This window comes from Shewanella xiamenensis (genome assembly GCF_014647135.1).
GTDB classification, from domain to species: domain Bacteria; phylum Pseudomonadota; class Gammaproteobacteria; order Enterobacterales; family Shewanellaceae; genus Shewanella; species Shewanella xiamenensis.
The window spans coordinates 78,497-97,632 of the sequence record NZ_BMOP01000010.1; the positions used below are offsets into that span (position 1 = coordinate 78,497).

Annotated in this window: 5 protein-coding genes; all 5 read right to left on the bottom strand. The window is 51.8% G+C overall.

From position 1 onward, the window contains the following. Positions 1-135: 135 nt before the first annotated feature. Positions 136-1,800 (bottom strand): eicosapentaenoate synthase subunit PfaD, encoded by a 1,665-nt coding sequence (gene pfaD / locus IEY09_RS10905; protein ID WP_188871038.1) that lies wholly within the window; start codon positions 1,798-1,800, stop codon positions 136-138. A 157-nt stretch (positions 1,801-1,957) separates the two neighbouring features. Continuing rightward, a complete protein-coding gene (locus IEY09_RS10910) occupies positions 1,958-7,903 on the bottom strand; it encodes a hotdog fold thioesterase (RefSeq protein WP_188871071.1) in 5,946 nt (1,981 codons plus the stop codon). Positions 7,904-7,911: 8 nt separating this feature from the next. After that, positions 7,912-10,203, bottom strand: a complete 2,292-nt coding sequence (locus tag IEY09_RS10915; RefSeq protein ID WP_188871073.1) for a PfaB family protein — start codon at positions 10,201-10,203, stop codon at positions 7,912-7,914. Positions 10,204-10,307: 104 nt separating this feature from the next. After that, a complete protein-coding gene (locus IEY09_RS10920) occupies positions 10,308-18,200 on the bottom strand; it encodes a type I polyketide synthase (RefSeq protein WP_188871040.1) in 7,893 nt (2,630 codons plus the stop codon). After that, positions 18,197-19,066 (bottom strand): helix-turn-helix domain-containing protein, encoded by an 870-nt coding sequence (locus IEY09_RS10925; RefSeq protein WP_188871042.1) that lies wholly within the window; start codon positions 19,064-19,066, stop codon positions 18,197-18,199. The genes IEY09_RS10920 and IEY09_RS10925 overlap by 4 nt, the downstream gene beginning before the upstream one ends. Positions 19,067-19,136: the final 70 nt, after the last annotated feature.

A 19,136-nucleotide genomic window follows, 5' to 3' on the forward strand; every position in this document is an offset into this window, starting at 1 on the left:
CAGCAACAATGCTAAGCGGAACTGAACCCGTAATCGAACCAAAAATGAAACCCCAAATTTAACCCCCCAATTTAACCCCAAAAAAAGCGGGTTAAGTTTTCACTTAACCCGCTCAATACGATTTAGCAAAGCGAATTAGCAGCGTTGCAGTGGTTTCCAGCGTTGCAGGCTGACTGGAATACTTACCCCTTGGGATAACAGCAGGTTAATTCGTGCTTGGTAGGCTGCGCCTTGCATTAAATGTTTCGCCAAATCGACCGCATTACGCTCGCGGTAATCATCTAAATAACTGCCTTTAGCCCAGGCATTAAAGGCGCCGAGGGCGGGACCAGCCCAGATTTGGTAATCCATTTCGCGGCCAACTTCACCCGTATTCGACCAGCGGCTCGAAAGACCCAAATACCAACGGAAAATCAGTGCCATTTTGCGTTTTGGGTTATCCAGCGCGCGTTCAATTTGCTTAGGATCGCGTTCATTAAAGTGTGCCACAGTACCTGCCCAAATCTCATCTAATGAGGCGCGAAACACTTGCTCTTCCAGCTTTTGTCTTTCCTCTGCCGGAATCGCCTCAATTGAGTCGTAGCGGGTGTAAATCTCGTAGAGCTTATTAGCGCGCATTGGGAATAGAGTGCCGCGCTTAACCACTTGTAACTTAACGCCCATTTCGAACATATCGGCGGCGGGCGCCATAGTCACATCCGCCATTTCAGTGGTGGCGAGTAATTTACGGGTGTGTTCGCTGGCTCCCGCCTCAATGCAAGCTTGGTTGATTGAGCCAGTGACAATATAGGCCGCGCCCATATTGAAGGTCGCCAGCGCCGCATCGGGTGTGCCGATCCCACCACCTGCGCCCACACGGATCGGCGTTTTGTACTGATACTTGGCTTGAATGGTATCTTTGAGCGCCAAAATGGTCGGCAATAGCGTGACCAGAGGGCGATTGTCGGTGTGGCCGCCAGAGTCGGCTTCGGCGGTAATGTCATCGGCCATAGGGACAGATTGCGCCATCAACATTTGCTCTTCGCTGATAAGCCCATCGTTCACTAATTGTTGCAGCATCTTAACGGGGGCGGGCTCCATAAACTTGGTCGCCACCTCGGTACGGCTGATTTTCGCAATCACTTTGTTGCCAATCACAATCTCGCCGTTGGCATCGCGGCTCAGGCCTGCGGCGCGGTAATAAACGATTTGCGGCGTTAAGCCCAAGAAGGCCGAGGCTTCAACCGTACGTACTTGATGTTTAAGGAAGAGTTCGACACTGCCACGCTCAAGCGCTGGCTCACTCGGGCTGTGAATGAGGTTAAAGGCGTAGGGGCCATTGGGCAATGCCGCTTGAATGCGTTTAATCGCGGCTTCAACGCGCGACGGAATTAACCCTGCCGCGCCAAAGGAGCACAAAATGCCCGCCTGACCTAAGGCGATAACTAACTCTTCCGAGGCGATACCGTTAGCCATGGCGCCCGCGTAGTAGGCGTATTTTACCCCATGCATGCGGCGAAAATTACTATCGCCCAAGCTTTGGGTGCCAAGGGCGGGGGCGAAGGCACTCACCAGATGCAACCCATTGCTGGATTGTGGTTCAGCAAGACCGACCACCTCGGCGCTTTGGGCAATGCCTAGGCCTTTCTCGGCATGATTGACTAAGTAACAGGCTTGATTGAGATCTTTAAGCTTTTTGCCAAGGGAATCGATATCGAAGCTGATGGCGGCTTCATCAACCTGCCATGGCCAAGGACTGAGCTTATTATTATCGAGAGCGTTATTATCGAGAGCGTTATTATCGAGTGTGGTATTCGTCATTTGGGCTTTTCACTTTTAGGTGTTTGGGGCCTGAATTTGTTTGCCGCAGTGGGGTTATTCCCTTGCACTGCGGCAGTCTATTGTTCTGAAACCAATTGTTTTTAAGCTAATTGTTCTTAAGCTAACTATCGTTAATGCTGCAATGTAGTCGCTAGCGCTATGCCTCTTCGATACAGATTGCGATATCGGTTACCTCATAAATGCGCAGGCCATCCTTACTCAGGTTGGCATCGCCCTTGATGATGCGTTTGCCGTCTTTATCTTCAATGCTGGTGATATGCACATCTAGCGACATCTGTTTGTTTAATGGATTAATTTGACCGCGATACTTCCATTTAATTTCTGACAGAATTTGGCCAAATTTCGGATTATTGAAGCCTGCGCCTAGGTCTTGGTCTATGGCATAGGTTTGCAGTAATTCGATAATCGCCTCGACGCCTAGGGAGCCTGGCATTACCGGGTCCTGATGGAAATGGAATTGGAAGAACCAATCGCTCGGGTCAATAGTGCGCTCGGCGTATAAGTATCCCAGTCCCTTCTTACCGCCAGTTTTTACAATCTCAGCCTTGTCGATAAAGTTCAGCTGACCACCCGCGAGGCGGTAGTGTGGCTTGCCCTGCGGCGCCACAAAACAGCGGCCATTTTTATCTAACAGATTGATTTGGCTGTCGGCTTTGATACCGCGCTCAATGTGCCAGGCTTGGGTAATTTTACCATTGTCGATCCCCAACTGGTTTTTAAGCGCATCGGCCTTAAAGTAACCGAAAACCGCATTACCACGGTAGAAGGGCTCGCCATCGCAGCTCAGTTCGAAACTAAAGTTTTGAATGATATTGCTGCCAGCAATCACGGTGGACAGTAGGCGCGAATCGTTGACTATGGTCTTACCGCGTAAATCCACTTCGCGCAGTAACTTGCCACTGCCGTCGAGGTTGCGGAAGAATAATTCCTGTCCCGGGAAGCCTAAGGTCGTACCCATATAACCCGAGATAAAGCCATTTGGCTGCAATGATATTTCCATCAGCACAGAATAGGGCATCACACTCGGGTGGCTGTTTTTAGCGTAATACCACGCGTTGCTGGGCACTTCATACTCGGCAATACAGGAGGATGGCTTTTTCAGCTCGCCACGTTTGCCCTCAATGGCCACCACGCGGGTGGTGAGTTGCAGATCGCCGCAGGGCGTGCGCGGCGGGATTAAGCCACGGTAAATACTAAAATCGGGGCCGAAGCAGTTTTCAATATCGCCGGTGGCAAACTCAAACAAATGGTAAGGCGTAAACGGCAGGGTGTCGGGCACGCGGTTGGCGTACTTAGAGCCTGCTGGCGCAATCGGCGCACTCACATGTTTTAGTGGCACAACGCCTTTATTTACGGGAGCGGCCATATCTGGGATTTGCGCCATCAGCGGCGCTTGTTCCGCGAGGATTGCGATATTTGCTGCTTGGGCATCATTACTCTGTGAAGAACTGCTTTGCGAAGATCTGCCCAGTGAAGAATGGCTTTGCGAATAGCGGGTGCAATCCGCTTCTTCTTTAATCATCACCCCGAGGTTTTGGAAATCCACCACCACTTTACCATTGAGCAGAATATCGATATTCGCCTTGGCATAGGGCCGAGGGCTCATGCCAATTTCGGTGACTTCCATGCGATAGGTGAGCGTGCCAGATTGTGGCAATACCTGACCGCGGCAGCGTACTTTTTGCGATGCGTTTTCAAGGGGTTGGAAACGGCCGTTCGTGACGCTACCTGCTTGTGTATTAGCATGCATACCAATATGCAACATAAAGAATTGCAGTAACTGACCACAACCTTCGGCCATGAGGGAGCCTGCCATCACTTGGTCGCCCTTGAAATGGCAGGGGAAATACCAATGGTCGGGGGCTAATTGCTTGTGACCTTCAATCAAGCCTAAGCCCCATGCGCCGCCATGCACGTCGAGCTTGCTGACTTGTTCTATCATCAGGAATTTTTCCGAGGCGAAGCACAGTGAAGGCTGGAGACCAAACTTTGCTTGATGGGCTGCATGCTCACCGCCGAAACAGCCGCCAATGTCGGCGCTCAGCAGGCGATGGATTTGGCCGTAGCTAAAGGCCGTTTGCGCGCAGCTAAGTAGCGGTGTGAAGCGTGGCTGATTGCCGTTTCGGGCATATTCATTGGCCAGTGCAATTTGTGCCTGCTCGCGCAGCTTAATTTCGGCCTCGGTGCGGATCACCCCTTTGCCATCGGCCAGTTCTTTATCGGTAAAGAATCCCGCGCAGCCGCCGTCCATTTTTAGGATCAGCTTATCGCCCACGAAACATTCGTAGGAGAAGAAAAACAGCAGGGTATCGCCATTGCGGGCAAAGTGGTTGATGGAGATATCGTAGCGCAGGGTGTCGCCACCGCGGGGCAGATCCCCAAGGAAGGTGAGGGTGCAGTCGAGCAAGCGATAGACGCGCTCGCCTTTGTTTTCAAAATCGATACCTAAGTAGCTGATCAGCATTAAGTCGCACTGACCCGATTCGACCGCCACCGCCCAAGGAATTTGGCCATCGACCAAGAAGGGCGCATCCACGGGAATATCGTACTCTGTGGTCATAGTGCTCGGTTGATAGCGGTTCATTTGCGCGTTGAGCTTAGTTACCCGCGAGACCAGCAGATAATCCGAGGTCGGCAGGCGCACGCGGCGTGCGTAGCTATCGATAATGGCGTAATCGGCGCCAAAGACCTTGGCAATGTCACCCTCGGCGTATTCCACCAGATCCTGATAGTTCCAAATGCAGGGCTTAGCCGCAGGAATGGGTGGCGTATAGGGAGCGACATTTGCGTGATCTGGTTTTAGTTCTGGGACTGATACAGCTTGCTGAGCTGCAATGGGAGCAACATTCGCGCTGGTGGCAACATGAGGTGCAACAGACCCCATTTGTGTCGTCTGCGACAATTGCGCTTTTAACAGCGCATCGGCCAGTTTGAGCCCTTGCTCACGGCTCTGTAAAAAGGCTAAGTGCGCCTCGCGGGCCAATTGCTGGTTTTGCAACAGTTGCTGGTTTTGCAACAGTGCCGCGCTATCCTGCGCCAAGGGAGCCGCCAAATATTGGTGTGGTGCATTAGATGACATACCGCTCTCTACTGCTATTGGTGTGGCAAATGGGGTGGCGTTTTCAGCCGTGGTATCAAGTGCAGCTTGTAGTCTGGGCACCGTTTGTGTCGCCTGCGGTGCGACAGGCTGCAACTGGTGCATTTTGCCTTGGATGGCGGCAAGTGCGGGCAGCGGCGTATCCACAATATGTTGATAGATATCGCGGCCACCTAGCGTCACGGGTTTGATTAAATGCTTTTGCTCACTCAAGGTTAAATCTTGCTCAAGGCGCAGTTCTAGTTGCGCCGCCTGCGTTGCCGTTTGGCTTAACAGCAGCAGCGAACTCACCCCTTGGCTTTGGGTAGATACTAATGCCTGTTTTTCGGTGTTTTTATCCGAAGCCGCAGACCCGTTCTTTAGGCTTAACAGGGCACTCAAAAGACTGGCCATACCCGCAGCGGCAAAGTTATGCCCAAGGGTATTGGCGACTCGATTGCATGGCGTGCCCATAAGATTAAGCTGCGCTAATAGCTGCTCCGCTGGCTGTTGCTCTTCTGGGGCAATACATTGCTCAACCATATGAATGGCAGCGGGCACTGAAGGATTGGCGATAGCCGTTTCGGTTATCAGCGAATCAAGCAGCTTGGGCAGCTGATGATGTGTGCCAAATGCTTGAGCACGAATTTGGCCGTAGCCCTTTTGAGAACTGTTACTCGTTTGTTGACTGTGACTCGTTTGCTGGTTTGTCAGCACGATAGCGCCCGCGCCTTCACCCACCTTCCACTGTGGATTCGCGCTGTCGGCATCGAGATCAACGGCGATTTGAGCGTTTTTCAATATGACCTGTTCAACACTGCCGCTTAAATCCACGGCGGCAATCACAACGCCATCGAGGGCCTCTTGGGACAGTAAGTTTTGCGCCACATCGATACAGCGAGCGACCGATTGTTCGGCGGCTGAAATGGTAAAGGCCGGGCCGTTAAAGTCCCACAGCGAGGCGATGCGCGACGCCATAATATTGCCAATAAAGCTGGTGTATTGATTGAGCTTGGCGGCATCGAGCACGCTGTCCATGGCGATGGCTTCGAGGGCAAGGTATTCATCATTGGAGAGGTGAACGCCTTGTTTCTTTAAGCTATCTGCAAGTTGGGTGTGCAAATTCACCCTGCCACGGAATTGGTGCAGCTCTAGCTCGGTTTCCATCGCCACTAACACCGCGACCTTGCTGCCCGCGGTTAACTTGGCATCGCGAATCGCTTCGTCGGCGACTTTGATCAGCAACAATTGCTGGGAGATGAGCCTGTCATCCTCATTAGGCGGCACTTTAAAGCGTAAAAAGTCAAAATCAAACTGCTCAATATAGGCGCCTTTAGGCGCGCGATTTAGGCCAAAATGCTTAAGGATATCGGGGTGTTTATCTAAGCCTTTCCAGCGGTTAGGTGGCAGCGTGATAAAGGCATCTTTTTGGTTTAATAGCGCTTTATCTAGTGCATTGATCGAGGCCAAAGGCCCAAAGTGCGACGCCATACCGATAACGGTTAATGCTTGCTGCTGATAAACAGGTTTGTTGGCTTGCTTCTCGGCGCTGTGCGCTGTCGGTTGATAGGACTCCAACAACAGATGGGCATTACAGCCACCAAAGCCAAATACAGACACCCCCGCATGGCGACGATCGTTGCCCGCTTTATCGGGCCAAGCCTGACGCTGTGTGGGAAGATTATTACCGCTAAACAGCCCCTTAGGTGATGAAATCGGCGCCGTTAAATTGATACTTGGCGGTAGATGGCCTGAGCGCATGGCGAAGATCATTTTCATGATCCCAGGCATGCCGGCGGCGGTGAGCAAATGCCCAAGGTTAGATTTGGCCGAACCTATCAGCGGCGCCTTAGTGCCGCCGAGTTTATCTTCGAAAAAACGCTCCATCGAGGTGAGCTCAACCTTATCCCCCAGCGGCGTGCCGGTGGCATGGCATTCAATCACTTCGATATTGCTCGGGTGGGTGTTGGCGGCGGCATAGGCACGCTCGAAGGCTTGCACTTGGCCCTTACTGTTGGGGCTTAAGACAAATTGGCCCTTGCCATCGTTCGATAAGCCAATACCACTGACCACAGCATAGATATTATCGCCATCGCGCTCGGCATCCTCTAAACGCTTAAGCACTAATACGCCAGCGCCTTCGCCCGCGAATAAGCCTTTGCTATTGCTATCGAAAGGCGCCGAAATCCCATGATCTGGATAGGCATGGAAAATCGAGAATCCCATATTGATAAAGAAGGGATCGGCGCCCGATACCGCGCCTGCGAGCATCATATCGGCCTTACCCGTGGTTAAATAATCGCAGGCTAATTTGAGGGCATAGACTGAGCTGGCGCAGGCGGCGTCTAGACTGAGCTGTGCGCCGCCAAGGCCGAGGGCATCGCTTAACAATTTAGACGCCGTATGGGCAATGGCACCATTGGCTGCCTGTTGTGTGGCCGCGATCGAACCATTAACGAAGGGCGCTAAGGCAAATTCGGGTTGATTAAGCTTGGTTTTTAATGCCTTTTCAACCGCTTGATGATAAATCGGTAAAAACAGCTCATTGGAGCTTGCGGTCGGGAAGGACAACGTGCCCATTACAATCCCTGTGCGTTCAAGTAATGGCGCCGTTAAATCCACGCCCGCATCCAGCAGGGCTTTTTTACTGCAATCTAATGCCCATAAAAAGCTTTCATCGAGTCCGTCAAAGGCCGTCGGCGGCAACTGATAACCCTGTGGGTCAAAACGAAAATTGCGGATATAGCCGCCCTTGTCGCAATAAAAACGGTCGGCTTGGCCTTGAATCCCTTGGTAATCAGGAGGATTGGCATTGAGTTTGGCCGCGTCGATTTGGCTGCGGGAATCTTTTTTATCCAGCAGATTTTGCCAAAACTGCTCAGGTGTGTCGGCATCGGGATACTGGACGGCAAGGCCGACGATGGCAATCTTTGGCATCGCCTTTGAGCTTTGGCGCTGGTCGTTTGGCACAGCGGTGCTGTGTTGCAGAGTCGGGTGAACATACATTTGAGAACTCAAAGGGGTTCTCCTTCTTGGAATACGTTTGAATAATGGCCTAATGCGCTGGCAGAATGTGGCGCTATCGTTTTTGCTGTAGTCTTATCCGCATGGATAGTTGCTGAGTGCATTGCTGATTGAGCTGCCAATTGAGGCATAAGCGGCGCAAGGGAAAGTGGCACTCTATGGCTGATAAGTTGAGCTAAGCATTTGAGTAAACTGGTGATCGTATCGCTGCCCTTGGCATTACATGCCATGGCTAATACTTGTTCTTGAGCTCCATCGGCGCCCAACTCTAGTTGGCGGCCGATTTTATCGATAAGTGTGCTGGTTTGCCGATCGGCGCCCACCTCAACAAATAAGCGCGCACCTTGGTGATACGCAGTGTTAATCAGCGCGGTAAAATTAAGCGGCGCACAAAAGGTGTCGGCAATACTTTTGGCAATGCTTTGGCTGTCGATACTGACGGCGCTTTGCTGCGCCGCGCTAATAAAACGCACCTGAGGCTCGCAGGCATTCGCCTTTAAGCCCAAGGTATAAAACTCTTGGATAGCGTTGTGCTGTGACTGCGAGGGCGGAGTATGCATGGCGGTGACTTTATTGCTGGCAATACCACGCTTATTCAGCCTTTTAAGGAGTTGTAAGCAGCTTGCTTCGCAGCCCGCGAGAATACAGGTATCGCCCTGTTCGATGGCTAGATAAACCCGTGGAAAATCAGCTAGCAGGGCATTAATTTCGGCGCGAGAGGCTCGCACTAAAAAGCTATTCCATACTAGCGGTGCATCTTCATTCAACTGCCAAGCGCGGCGCACCGCAAGCAGTGAGCCTGAAATCTCCTGATTAAAGATGGCGCTGTTTTGGGTGGCGTTAATCAGGGCATGTGGCGTTTGCCAGATATCCAAACTTGCCCACATGGCCGCTTCACCCATGGAATAGCCCAGAGCGAGTTGCGGTTGGATAGTAAAGACTCGAGTTAGCAGCTGAGTAAATAGGTAACTCGCGCCAACACCGCTAATCGCAAGCTGGCTTAAGCTCATCTCTGCCGAATCTTTTTCTGCGCTTTTCGTATTATTTGTGCCTTGGTAAATCGCCTCGGCCTGCAGCATGGCGGCTAAATCCCCTTCGCGTTCAAGCTCGCGATAAAGCTCAGGGAAATAGCCATGCAAGTCGCTGAACATATTCGGGTAAACCGTGCCGACGCCGGGGTAGACAAAGGTTAAGCCCGTATCGCCGAAGGGCGAGGGCGTAAAATAGCTGCCCGCAGGGGTTTTAAAGGCTAGATTGGCCGATGGCGTTGGCGAAGGAGTCTGTTGCATCTTTTCAATATAAGCGCGCATCGCCTTGGCTTCTTGCATTAGATCTTCAAGGGAGTCCGCCATCAGTACTAAAGCCAATTCATCCTTTGCTTGATAGCGCTTAAACCAATCACGGCCTTGGCTGCTAAGCCAATCCGTATCAGGTTGGTTTAACGATAAGTTCAATGAATCAATCAGTTGCGATAACTTAACCGTTAAAGACCCAAGTGTATTGCCGCTGATGGGAATAAACAGTCTGTTGGCATTGAGTAATGGCTGAGCAATAAGCCGAGTGCCTTGGGTCAAGATAAGGCTTTGGGTTATGCTCGCTTGAGGGGGCTTATCCAAGAGATTACCCAAGAAATTATCCAAGGGATTACTCAAGAGATTTAGGCTTAACACCCTTGCCTGATGGGGCTTGGTAAACCAATAGCCGTTCTGTGCGTTTTTTACGGGCTTTTCAGCGCGCTGTTCAGCGTATTGTTCAGCAAGTTGCGCTGCATCAGTCGCATCAAGCATTGGTGTAATACCTGCTAGCGTTCGATGACTTAACGCCTTAACCGCTTGAGATAATACATTCAACTGACGGGCAAGATTGCCTGCCTGCGCGTAGCAATTAACCGCCTGAGCACAATCGCGTTTCGCCAAGCTAAAAGCGCTGTTTAAGCAGCGCTCGACGGTATTTGTATTGATTGTATTTGTTTCTTCGGCTGTTTCAGCTTGGATTTGCGCTAATGCTGAAATATAAGCCTCGGCATGCAGGTGTAACTGCGCCGCAACAAGTCCATCGAGCAGATACAGACTACGGACTTGCTGTTGATATTCAAAGCGGATTTCAACAAGCCGTTTCTGCGCGATATGGGCGAGCAGCTCAGTGATCAAGGCGACCAGTGTTGGCTCATCAGATGGCTCATCAATCAGTGGCTTATCTTCAACATTGAGCTGAATTCGACAAGCCATCAACTGCTGCAGCTTGCTGACATCGGTTTGTGCATGGCTAAGCACACTCTGCATCCAGCCATCACCAAGCCATACGGCTATTCGCAGTGGCTTGGCATCGGGATGCGGACTGTTTAATGCCGCATTGCTTAATGCGGCATGTGCGCTTGGGTCGAGTGTCACTTAACACTTACCTCGGCCGTGCTTTGGGCGGCTGCCAGCACATGCGTTTGTTGCTGAGGTTTATTGGCCAAAAACGCTTGGTTGAGCGTCTTACTGACAGTGACCTTAGCCCGTTTCATTTCGCAGCTTAATCGGCCATCTTGATGATAAAGCGCAATATTGGCTTCAAGTGTTCGGGACGAATGCTTGAGTACATCCAGCACTAATACTGCCTTCTCGCCAAAACCTAAGGGCGAATAGGACACGAACTCGCCAATGGCACTGGGTAAGCTTGCCGCTTGATATTTAAGGCGCGCCCACACGAGCATGGCCTGCAATAACAGATCTTCGGCAAAGGGTTGTGTGCCTTTATCCTCAAGCTTTGGCGCAAACTCGCCGCAGTCGTCTAAGGCCACTGCTGGCAGTGCTACCTTAGCGATAAGCTGCTGATCATCAAAGGCGAGCACTTCGCTTATGCCTTGCAGTCTTGGGCCATGGAACAGGGTGCCATCACTGTAGAGCGACTCGCGGCTCGCGATAGCGGGTTGCTGTGCCATCTCCTGCATCAGAGAATGCAACTCGCCAACCTCGAAACGCTGCGCATCTGGCATATCATCCGTCTGCGCTACTAACACTGCCTGATACTGCGGGCGACCTTCAAAGCTTATCAGCGCGGCTAACGCCTCAGTCGATTGTTGTGTAGCGTCAGCAAGCGGCGTCAGCATCAATTCGAGCTCAATAGGTGCATTGCGTGCAAGCAGCGCTTCATCGAAGATTATTCCCTTGAGCAGTCGATAATCGCTGACACTCACCGCCTTACCTAAATGGGCCTTGGCGGCCTCACGCATCCAATCGATGGCGCATACCGTTGGCAACACCGCATGACCATTGATGCAATGATCCTCAATAAAGCTCATGCGTTTAGGGTCGAGGCTGCGCATGACGCGAATGCTTTGCGGCACCTTTTGGGCCATAGGCTGCGGATCTAACGCCGTGGTTAGATCCGCTTCAGGCTTTTTTGCTGATGCAGCTTCAACGGCATTTGCGGTATTGCCCTGCATATCGGTTCCGACCAACAGCTGCGCCCCAGTATCACTCAATAATTGGCTGGCAAATAACTCGGCCCCTGCTTTGAGTGGAATGACATAAACTCCGCGGTCGATAAACATCTTCTTCAGCGCAGGATTGACCATGCCGCCATCCCAAGGGCCCCAGTCAAAGCTCATCACCTTGGCTTGTGGTAATTGCTGCGCAAGTTGCAGCGCGGCCTTATTGAGAATGTCGTTAGACATGGCGTAGTCGCTCTGACCGGTATTGCCGTAAAAACCCGCCGCAGAAGAGAATAGGGCGACGAGTGTTAACTGGCTAAGATCCAGTGCCGACAGCAGATTGTTAAGTCCGGTCACCTTAGTGCCATAAACGCGTTCAAGTTCGCTTAAGGTTTTGTCTTGAATATGTTTATCGGCAAGTACGCCCGCGCCGTGGATAATCCCTGTGATGGGCGATAGAGCGCTGATAGGCGCAATAGTGCTGGCAATGGCGGCAGGATTGTTAACATCTAGGCTTAAGTATTCGGCGCTGGCGCCCACGGCTTCAAAGGCCTGCAAGGCATGGCTGATTTCAAGGCTGCTTTGTACTGGCCAAACTAAGGCATCCACTTGTTTGGGTGTGGGTTTATCACCCAGGCTTTGCAGGTGCGCAATGGCTGCGGCTTTGAGTTCGTTGCTATTTTTACCCTGAGCCCAAGCGGGGATCCCTTGATGGGCGCTGCGACCCGCGAGGATAAAATGTGCCTTGCAGCGTTTCGCTAAACTTAAGGCGCACTCGAAGGTGACGCCCTTAGCGCCGCCTGTGACGAGGATTTTGTCTGCAGACGAGAGAGACGGGCCTCTGCGGCGAAACACGGCATTGCCCGCAACTAAGGTGGTGCGCTCAAGCTCGCTATCAATACCGACTTCGACTGGCGCATCTTGGAGGTAGTATTCCTGCACTACCGCATTGGCGACCGTTTTAGCGTCCAAGTTTGGCGCGATATCCAGTGCGCGGCAGACCACTCCTGGCCACTCGTGATTTAAGGTTTTAGTGAGTCCAAAGAGCGCCGCTTGGTTGAGTTCACTCTGACTGATGAGGGCGCCTGCCGACTCGTCCATGCCAATATAGCCAAAGCCACCGTCGATACGGCTAACGGTGACAAAGCGGCAATAGTCACGTTCAGTTAACAGCGGTTGCAGGTGCTTGGCGAACAAGAAGGCTTGCTCGACCGAGGCTTTGGCTTCGTCTGCCAGCACTAAGCCTGCACCTTTATCGGCAACGGACTTATGCTGTGGCTGCAGATGAATAAAACCGGCGATTTGGCCAAGCTCTTCAATCTGATTGATGACCTCACAAATGCTTTCATCATCAATCGCCTTCAGCGTGAAGTTGGCAATATGGCTATCGAGTGGCGATGCGCTGGTCACAACCGTTTTCGGTGAGCGTACAACCGCGACTTTAACGCCTTGGGCGTGAAGCTTTTCGGCAATCACCCCCGCGTTGTGGCCATCGTCGCCGATAACGACGTAACTGTTTGCCGTCAGTTGAACATCGCTAGTTGCTATGATGCGCGCTAACTCAGCCGCCGCTGGCAACTTTTTTAGCATCACCTCACTATGGGGCGGCAGGTCGATGGTTTCCTCGACGGTTTCTGCAGTTGCCTCTTGAATCTCTTGAATTGGCGCAGCATGGTTTTGTTGTAGCGCATCACTTGATGCTTGCGAACCAGCATAGAGGGCGACAATCTCACCCAAGGTGCGACATTCGGCTAAATCTTCAGGGCTCAGTTCTGGCAGGTTTGGCAGTTGGTCTTGTACTGTGCCTAGAATTTCCACACGCTTAATAGAATCGATCCCTAGGTCGGCTTCCATATCCATGCTGAGTTCCAGCATTTCAACGGGATAGCCCGTCTTGTCGGCAACGACCGCCATCATAGTGCGTTCAATCGCGTCATTAGAAACCGCCGCGCTTGCGGCTACTACACTTTGTGTCGCATGGCTAACAGTGGCCGCAGCTGTTACGGCTGTTGATACTAGAGGAATTGCTTGGCTAAAGAGCGTCACAATTTCCCCAAGGGTGCGACACTCGGCGAGATCTTCAGGGCAGAGTTCTGGCAGGTTCGGTAATTCATCTTGTACTGTGCCTAGAATTTCTACGCGCTTGATAGAATCGATCCCAAGGTCGGCTTCCATATCCATGCCAAGTTCCAGCATTTCCACGGGATAGCCCGTCTTGTCAGCTACCACCGCCATCATAGTGCGCTCAATTTTATCATTTGAAACCGCCGCACTTGCAGCGACTGCACTTTGTGTCGCATGGCTAACTGCGGCCGCAGCTGTTACGGCTGTTGATACTACAGGAATTGCTTGGCTAAAGAGCGCCACGATTTCCCCTAGGGTGCGGCATTCAGCGAGATCTTCTGGGCTGAGTTCTGGCAGGTTTGGCAGTTGGTCTTGTACTGTGCCTAGAATTTCCACCCGCTTAATAGAATCGATCCCAAGGTCGGCTTCCATATCCATGCCAAGTTCCAGCATTTCAACGGGATAGCCAGTCTTGTCGGCCACGACCGCCATCATAGTGCGTTCAATTTCATCATTAGAAACCGCCGCGCTGGTGGCTACTGCACTTGCGAGTACTGCATTTGGTGTCGCATGGCTAACTGTGGCAGAAGCGGGTACAGGAGCCGCTTGGCTAAATAGCGCAACGATTTCCCCTAGGGTGCGACACTCGGCGAGATCTTCTGGGCTCAGTTCTGGCAGGTTGGGCAATTCGTCCTGCACTGTGCCTAAAATTTCCACGCGCTTAATAGAGTCGATACCAAGATCGGCTTCCATATCCATGCTCAGTTCCAGCATTTCCACGGGATAGCCAGTCTTGTCGGCCACCACCGCCATCATAGTGCGCTCAATTTCATCGCTAGAAACCGCCGCACTTGCTGCTACTGCACTTTGTGTCGCATGGCTGACTGTGGCCGCAGCGGGTACAGGAGTCGCTTGGCTAAATAGCGCCACAATTTCCCCTAGGGTGCGGCACTCGGCGAGATCTTCTGGACTCAATTCTGGCAGGTTGGGTAACTCGTCTTGTACCGTGCCTAAAATTTCCACGCGCTTGATAGAATCGATACCAAGGTCGGCTTCCATATCCATGCTAAGTTCCAGCATTTCAACCGGATAGCCTGTTTTATCGGCGACCACAGAGAGCATAGCGTGCTCGATTTGCTGCACGACTGACTTATAGGGAAGCGCGCGAGTTGCTGTCGCCACAGTTTGCACTTGTGGTTGCTGAACTTTGGGCTCACTCACAGGCGCAACAGTCGCTTTTGGCTCTGCGGCTAACGCTTGAACCACGGGCGACAGTGCTGGAACGACAGGTTTTGCCGCTGTAACTGCCACTGGTGCAACCGCTACTGGTGCCGCTTGAATGGGGGCTTGAACCTGAGGCGCAGGCATTTGGCCGAGTAGGGCTAATGCCGCTTGGCTGCTGCTGGTCTGCAATTGCATAAATTCAGCATGGCTCTTTAGGGTTTGTGCCTGATGCTGGTGGAAAAGCTCCATCGAGCGTTGCAGGCTCTCCGGAATAGCGATGCCAAGGCTTGCCATTTTGGCTTGCTCTGCCATCAGGGCACTGACGGTATCGCCGTACTGCTGCGGTATCGCTAAAAATTGTTGATGTAATTGCGCGGCCTGGGTTTGGGCGGCAAAAAAGGCGCTCAAGGCATCTTGATTCGCCTGTCCAGAGGTAAAGCTGGTTGGCTGTGCAGGCGTTTGCTGTTGAATAGTATTGCTATTTTGTGCCACTGGTTTTTCCACTTCGACAACCTTTTCTAGAATTTTTTCGACAATCACTGGTTTTTCAACGACTTTTTCAACCACTTTCTCAACGAGGCGATCCACATACTGCACTTGGCTGGTAATTTTGCCCGATTGCAGCGAGTCGACCATTTTGTTGCGGGTCGCTGGGCTGATGTAGTTGGTCGCGTTGAGCTTGATATTCACGGCTGAAGGCGTTGCTGGCGCAATCAATTCGGCTTGATAAGGGTCAATCTCACCCAGTTTTACCCCCGCAACCGCCAGTTGCACCGCAGCGCTGCGCAGTTGGCTATCGGAGTCGGCTTTAGGATTCGGGTTAATGCTGATAAGACAAAGCTCGTTTAACTGCGCGGCGAGAGTATTTTCTGTCAACTTCTGCAGAATGTTTTTTGGGCCGAACTCGACAAACACCCGTGCGCCAGCGGCATACATGGCTTCTAGCTGCTCGCTAAAGTGCACCGATTGCAGCATATGATCTTTAAAGGCCGCTTTGATGGCGTTGGCATCGGTAGGGTGTAGTTGACCAGTGCCATTGGCATACAGGGCAATCTTTGGCGTGTTGAACTGAGCCTTATCAATGGCTTCGCTAAAGGGCTTTTGCGCATGGGCAACCAATGGCGTGTGGAAGGCGCCAGAAACGGGCAGGGCTATCGCCTTAAAGCCTAACTTGCCAATGGCCTTAGCGGCCTGTTGTGTCGCTGTGGTAGCTCCTGCAATTACCAACTGAGTGGGGGAGTTGTAGTTGGCAATCTTGACGTCGTCAAACTGCGCAAGGCAATCGTTGATAGTTTCAATATCCTGTTTTTGCTTAAGAATAACGGCATACATGATGCCAGCATCACGACTGGAGTCGGCATCCTGAGGTGACTGCGCCATTGCCTGTCCACGTTCAAAGGCAAGCTTGATGTAGTCATCCATGGAAATCACTCCTGCGGCGCAGAGGGCCGAAAGCTCACCAAAGCTATGACCTGCGAGCATATCTGGGGCGAAACCCGCCTGAGTCAACAGGGTGTACTGCGCCATAGAGATCGCGCCGATGGCGCTTTGGGCATAAAGGGTATTGGTTAATGCACTTTCCTGCGCTTTTCTGGATTCGTCATCGAAGGCGGGGATCGGGTACAGCACGCTTGAAAGCGAAGCCTCACCACGGTCGCTAAACACTTTATCGCTGGCGTGGATATGGCGACGAAGCTCGGGGAAGTTGTTGGCAATTTCCAGTCCCATATTCAGGTACTGCGAGCCTTGGCCGGCAAATAAGGCCGCAACCTTGTGGTTATCCTTGACCAGCGCTTGGGCGCGGAAACTTATCCCTGAGGGTAACAGCCAGCTCTCGGCGCTATTGGATTCTAGCTGCGCTATCGCTTGGGTTAACAGAGTCTGTAACTGGGCATAGTCCTTGGCGATAAAGCCAAGACGGGCCGATTGCGGGGGGAGTTCACGCAGGGCGTAGGCTTTTGCAAAGGCAACAAAGTGCGCATCAGAAAGCTCTGCCTTAGCCGCGGTTGCTTGTTGCAGCGCGGACTTTAACTCGCTCAGCAGCGCGGTTTTGTCGGCAGCGGCAAATAGCCAGCTTTGTGCCACGCTGCGTTGGCGATAGGCCTCATCGCGCGCGTGTTCCGGGTGATATTCTTCGAGCACTAAATGGAAGTTAGTGCCCCCAAAACCGAAGGAGCTGATCCCTGCGCGGCGCGGCGTATCGTCACTGCGTTGGATCCAAGGGCGCGCCTCGGTATTAAGATAAAAGGGCGAGTGGGTAATGTTTAATTTTGGGTTAGGCTGACTAACGTTAATCGTTGGCGGCAAGACTTTATGGTGCAGCGCCAATGCGGCTTTAATCACACCCGCCGTGCCCGCGGTGGACTTAGTATGACCCACCTGAGATTTAACTGAGCCTAAAGCGATATGCTGTAACTGCTCATTATCCTTAGAGAATACTGAGGTTAAGCCATTGAATTCGGCCACATCGCCTGCGGCTGTGCCTGTGCCGTGGGCCTCAATCAAGCCTACAGTGTGCGGCGCAAAGCCTGCGTCATCATAGGCGCGTTCTAATGCCTTGGCTTGGCCTTCGGGACGCGGCGCATAAATGCTCTTAAATTTACCGTCCGATGATGCGCCTACGCCTTTGATTACCGCATAGATACGGTCGCCATCGCGCTCGGCATCGTCGAGGCGTTTTAAGGCGACCATGCCGATCCCTTCGCCAATCATCATGCCCTTGGAGTCGATATCGAAGGGTTGAATCTGTTCGTTGGTGGTAAAGGCTGGCGTCTTTGAGAAACTCATATACATGTAGGGCGAGTTGTCGGTACAGACACCGCCGGTAATCATCATGTCGCTGCGACCTTCGGTCAGTTCGGTCAGCGCCATACGCATGGCGGCAAGCGAACCAGCGCAGGCGGCATCGACGACGCAGTTCATTCCACCTAAATCGAAACGGTTGGCGATGCGTCCGGCAATCACGTTACCAAGGGAGCCGGGAAAAGAGTTTTCTTCCCAGTGGACATATTGATCTTGGAATTTTTTGATCAGCAGCTCGCTATCTTCATCGCTCAGGCCACTGCTTTTAAATACTTTTTTCAGCACTGGGTATTGCAGGCGCGCATTGAGGCTATGGCTTAGTTTTTGACCGCCGCCAATCCCGAGTGTGATGCCGATGCGGTCACGGTCGTAATCGTCTGGCAGATTGGCATCCTGTAGGACTTCCTTGGCTACGACCAGTGAGAGTAATTGTGAGCTGTCGGTGAGTTCCAAAATATTGGGCGGCAGACCAAACTCCATCGGATTGAAGTCGACCTCAGGCATAAATCCACCGCGTTTGCAGTAGCTCTTATCGGCCTTGGACTTATCCGCATCGTAATAGTCATCAATCGACCAGTGGGATTTGGGCACGTCGGTGATAGCATCAATCTTGTCGCAAATTAAATCCCAAAATTTATTCAAATAGCGGGAGTTCGCAAAGATACTCGCCATGCCAACGATGGCGATTGGCATATCTTTTAAGCGTTTATTCAGTCTCTTATCGGCTTTTTCATCGGTTGATAATTGAGGCTGTGATGGGGTATGGCTCATAAAGAGTCTCCACTGGCAAAGCGGGTGGCTGTTGCCTTATTAAGGGATTTAGCGAGGGCTTTTGGGGTTTGCACGCCAGGAAAGCGGGCTAAAAATGTGTGGTAGTTGCGCACCAGCAATTTACGCAGATGAAACGGCCCATCCTTCAGCACATAGGCGATGTAGCGATTGGCCGCTTGGGTGTTACTGTCTTGATAAATATCGATATAAATCCAATCTGTCTTGCTATCTATACCAAGGAGCACTGATTTAGGCTCGGCTTCGGTTAATTGCGGTGGCAGCGTTAATGACACCACTTGCACTACGGTGTCGCCATCTGTGCTTGGCAGAGCGAGTGCTTTTGCTAAGGTTTCGGAGTTAACCGTATAGGTTTGTACGTCGCTGCCTTGGGTAATCGGTAATTGATTAAAATACTGTTTAGGAACGAGTTCTTGATCAAACTCATCGAGGCGCGATACCCCGTAACGCTTAAGGCAGCGGGCTAACCCCGAGCGGGACACATTGGGATTAATAAAGGTTTGCGTCGCTTTAAGTAGCCTATCGAGCGGCAGTTTTAGCTGATACCTCAGTCCCACTACCACATATTCTTCAATTGGGGTGAGGGTGGTATTGAGGTGATGCGGGGTATTCGGGCTATCGTTAATCGATTCGCGCTTACGCCATTTACGCACTGTGGCTTCGGTAATATTTAAAATTTTGGCAAGCTGACTGACACTCAATTCAGATTGCTGAATAAAGTGGCGCATTTCCGGCGTGGTGGTGGCATTACGGTGCCTTGCCGCGTTATGGCGAGACTTTTTATCTGTGCTCAATTTCTTTATACGAGCATTATCAGAAACTTGAGTGTCGACTTTTGGAAAACTCATACTTGTTAGTGCGGTCCCATCATTATTATTTTCACCCCACATAATCTATCGGGACTGCATGATATTGCTA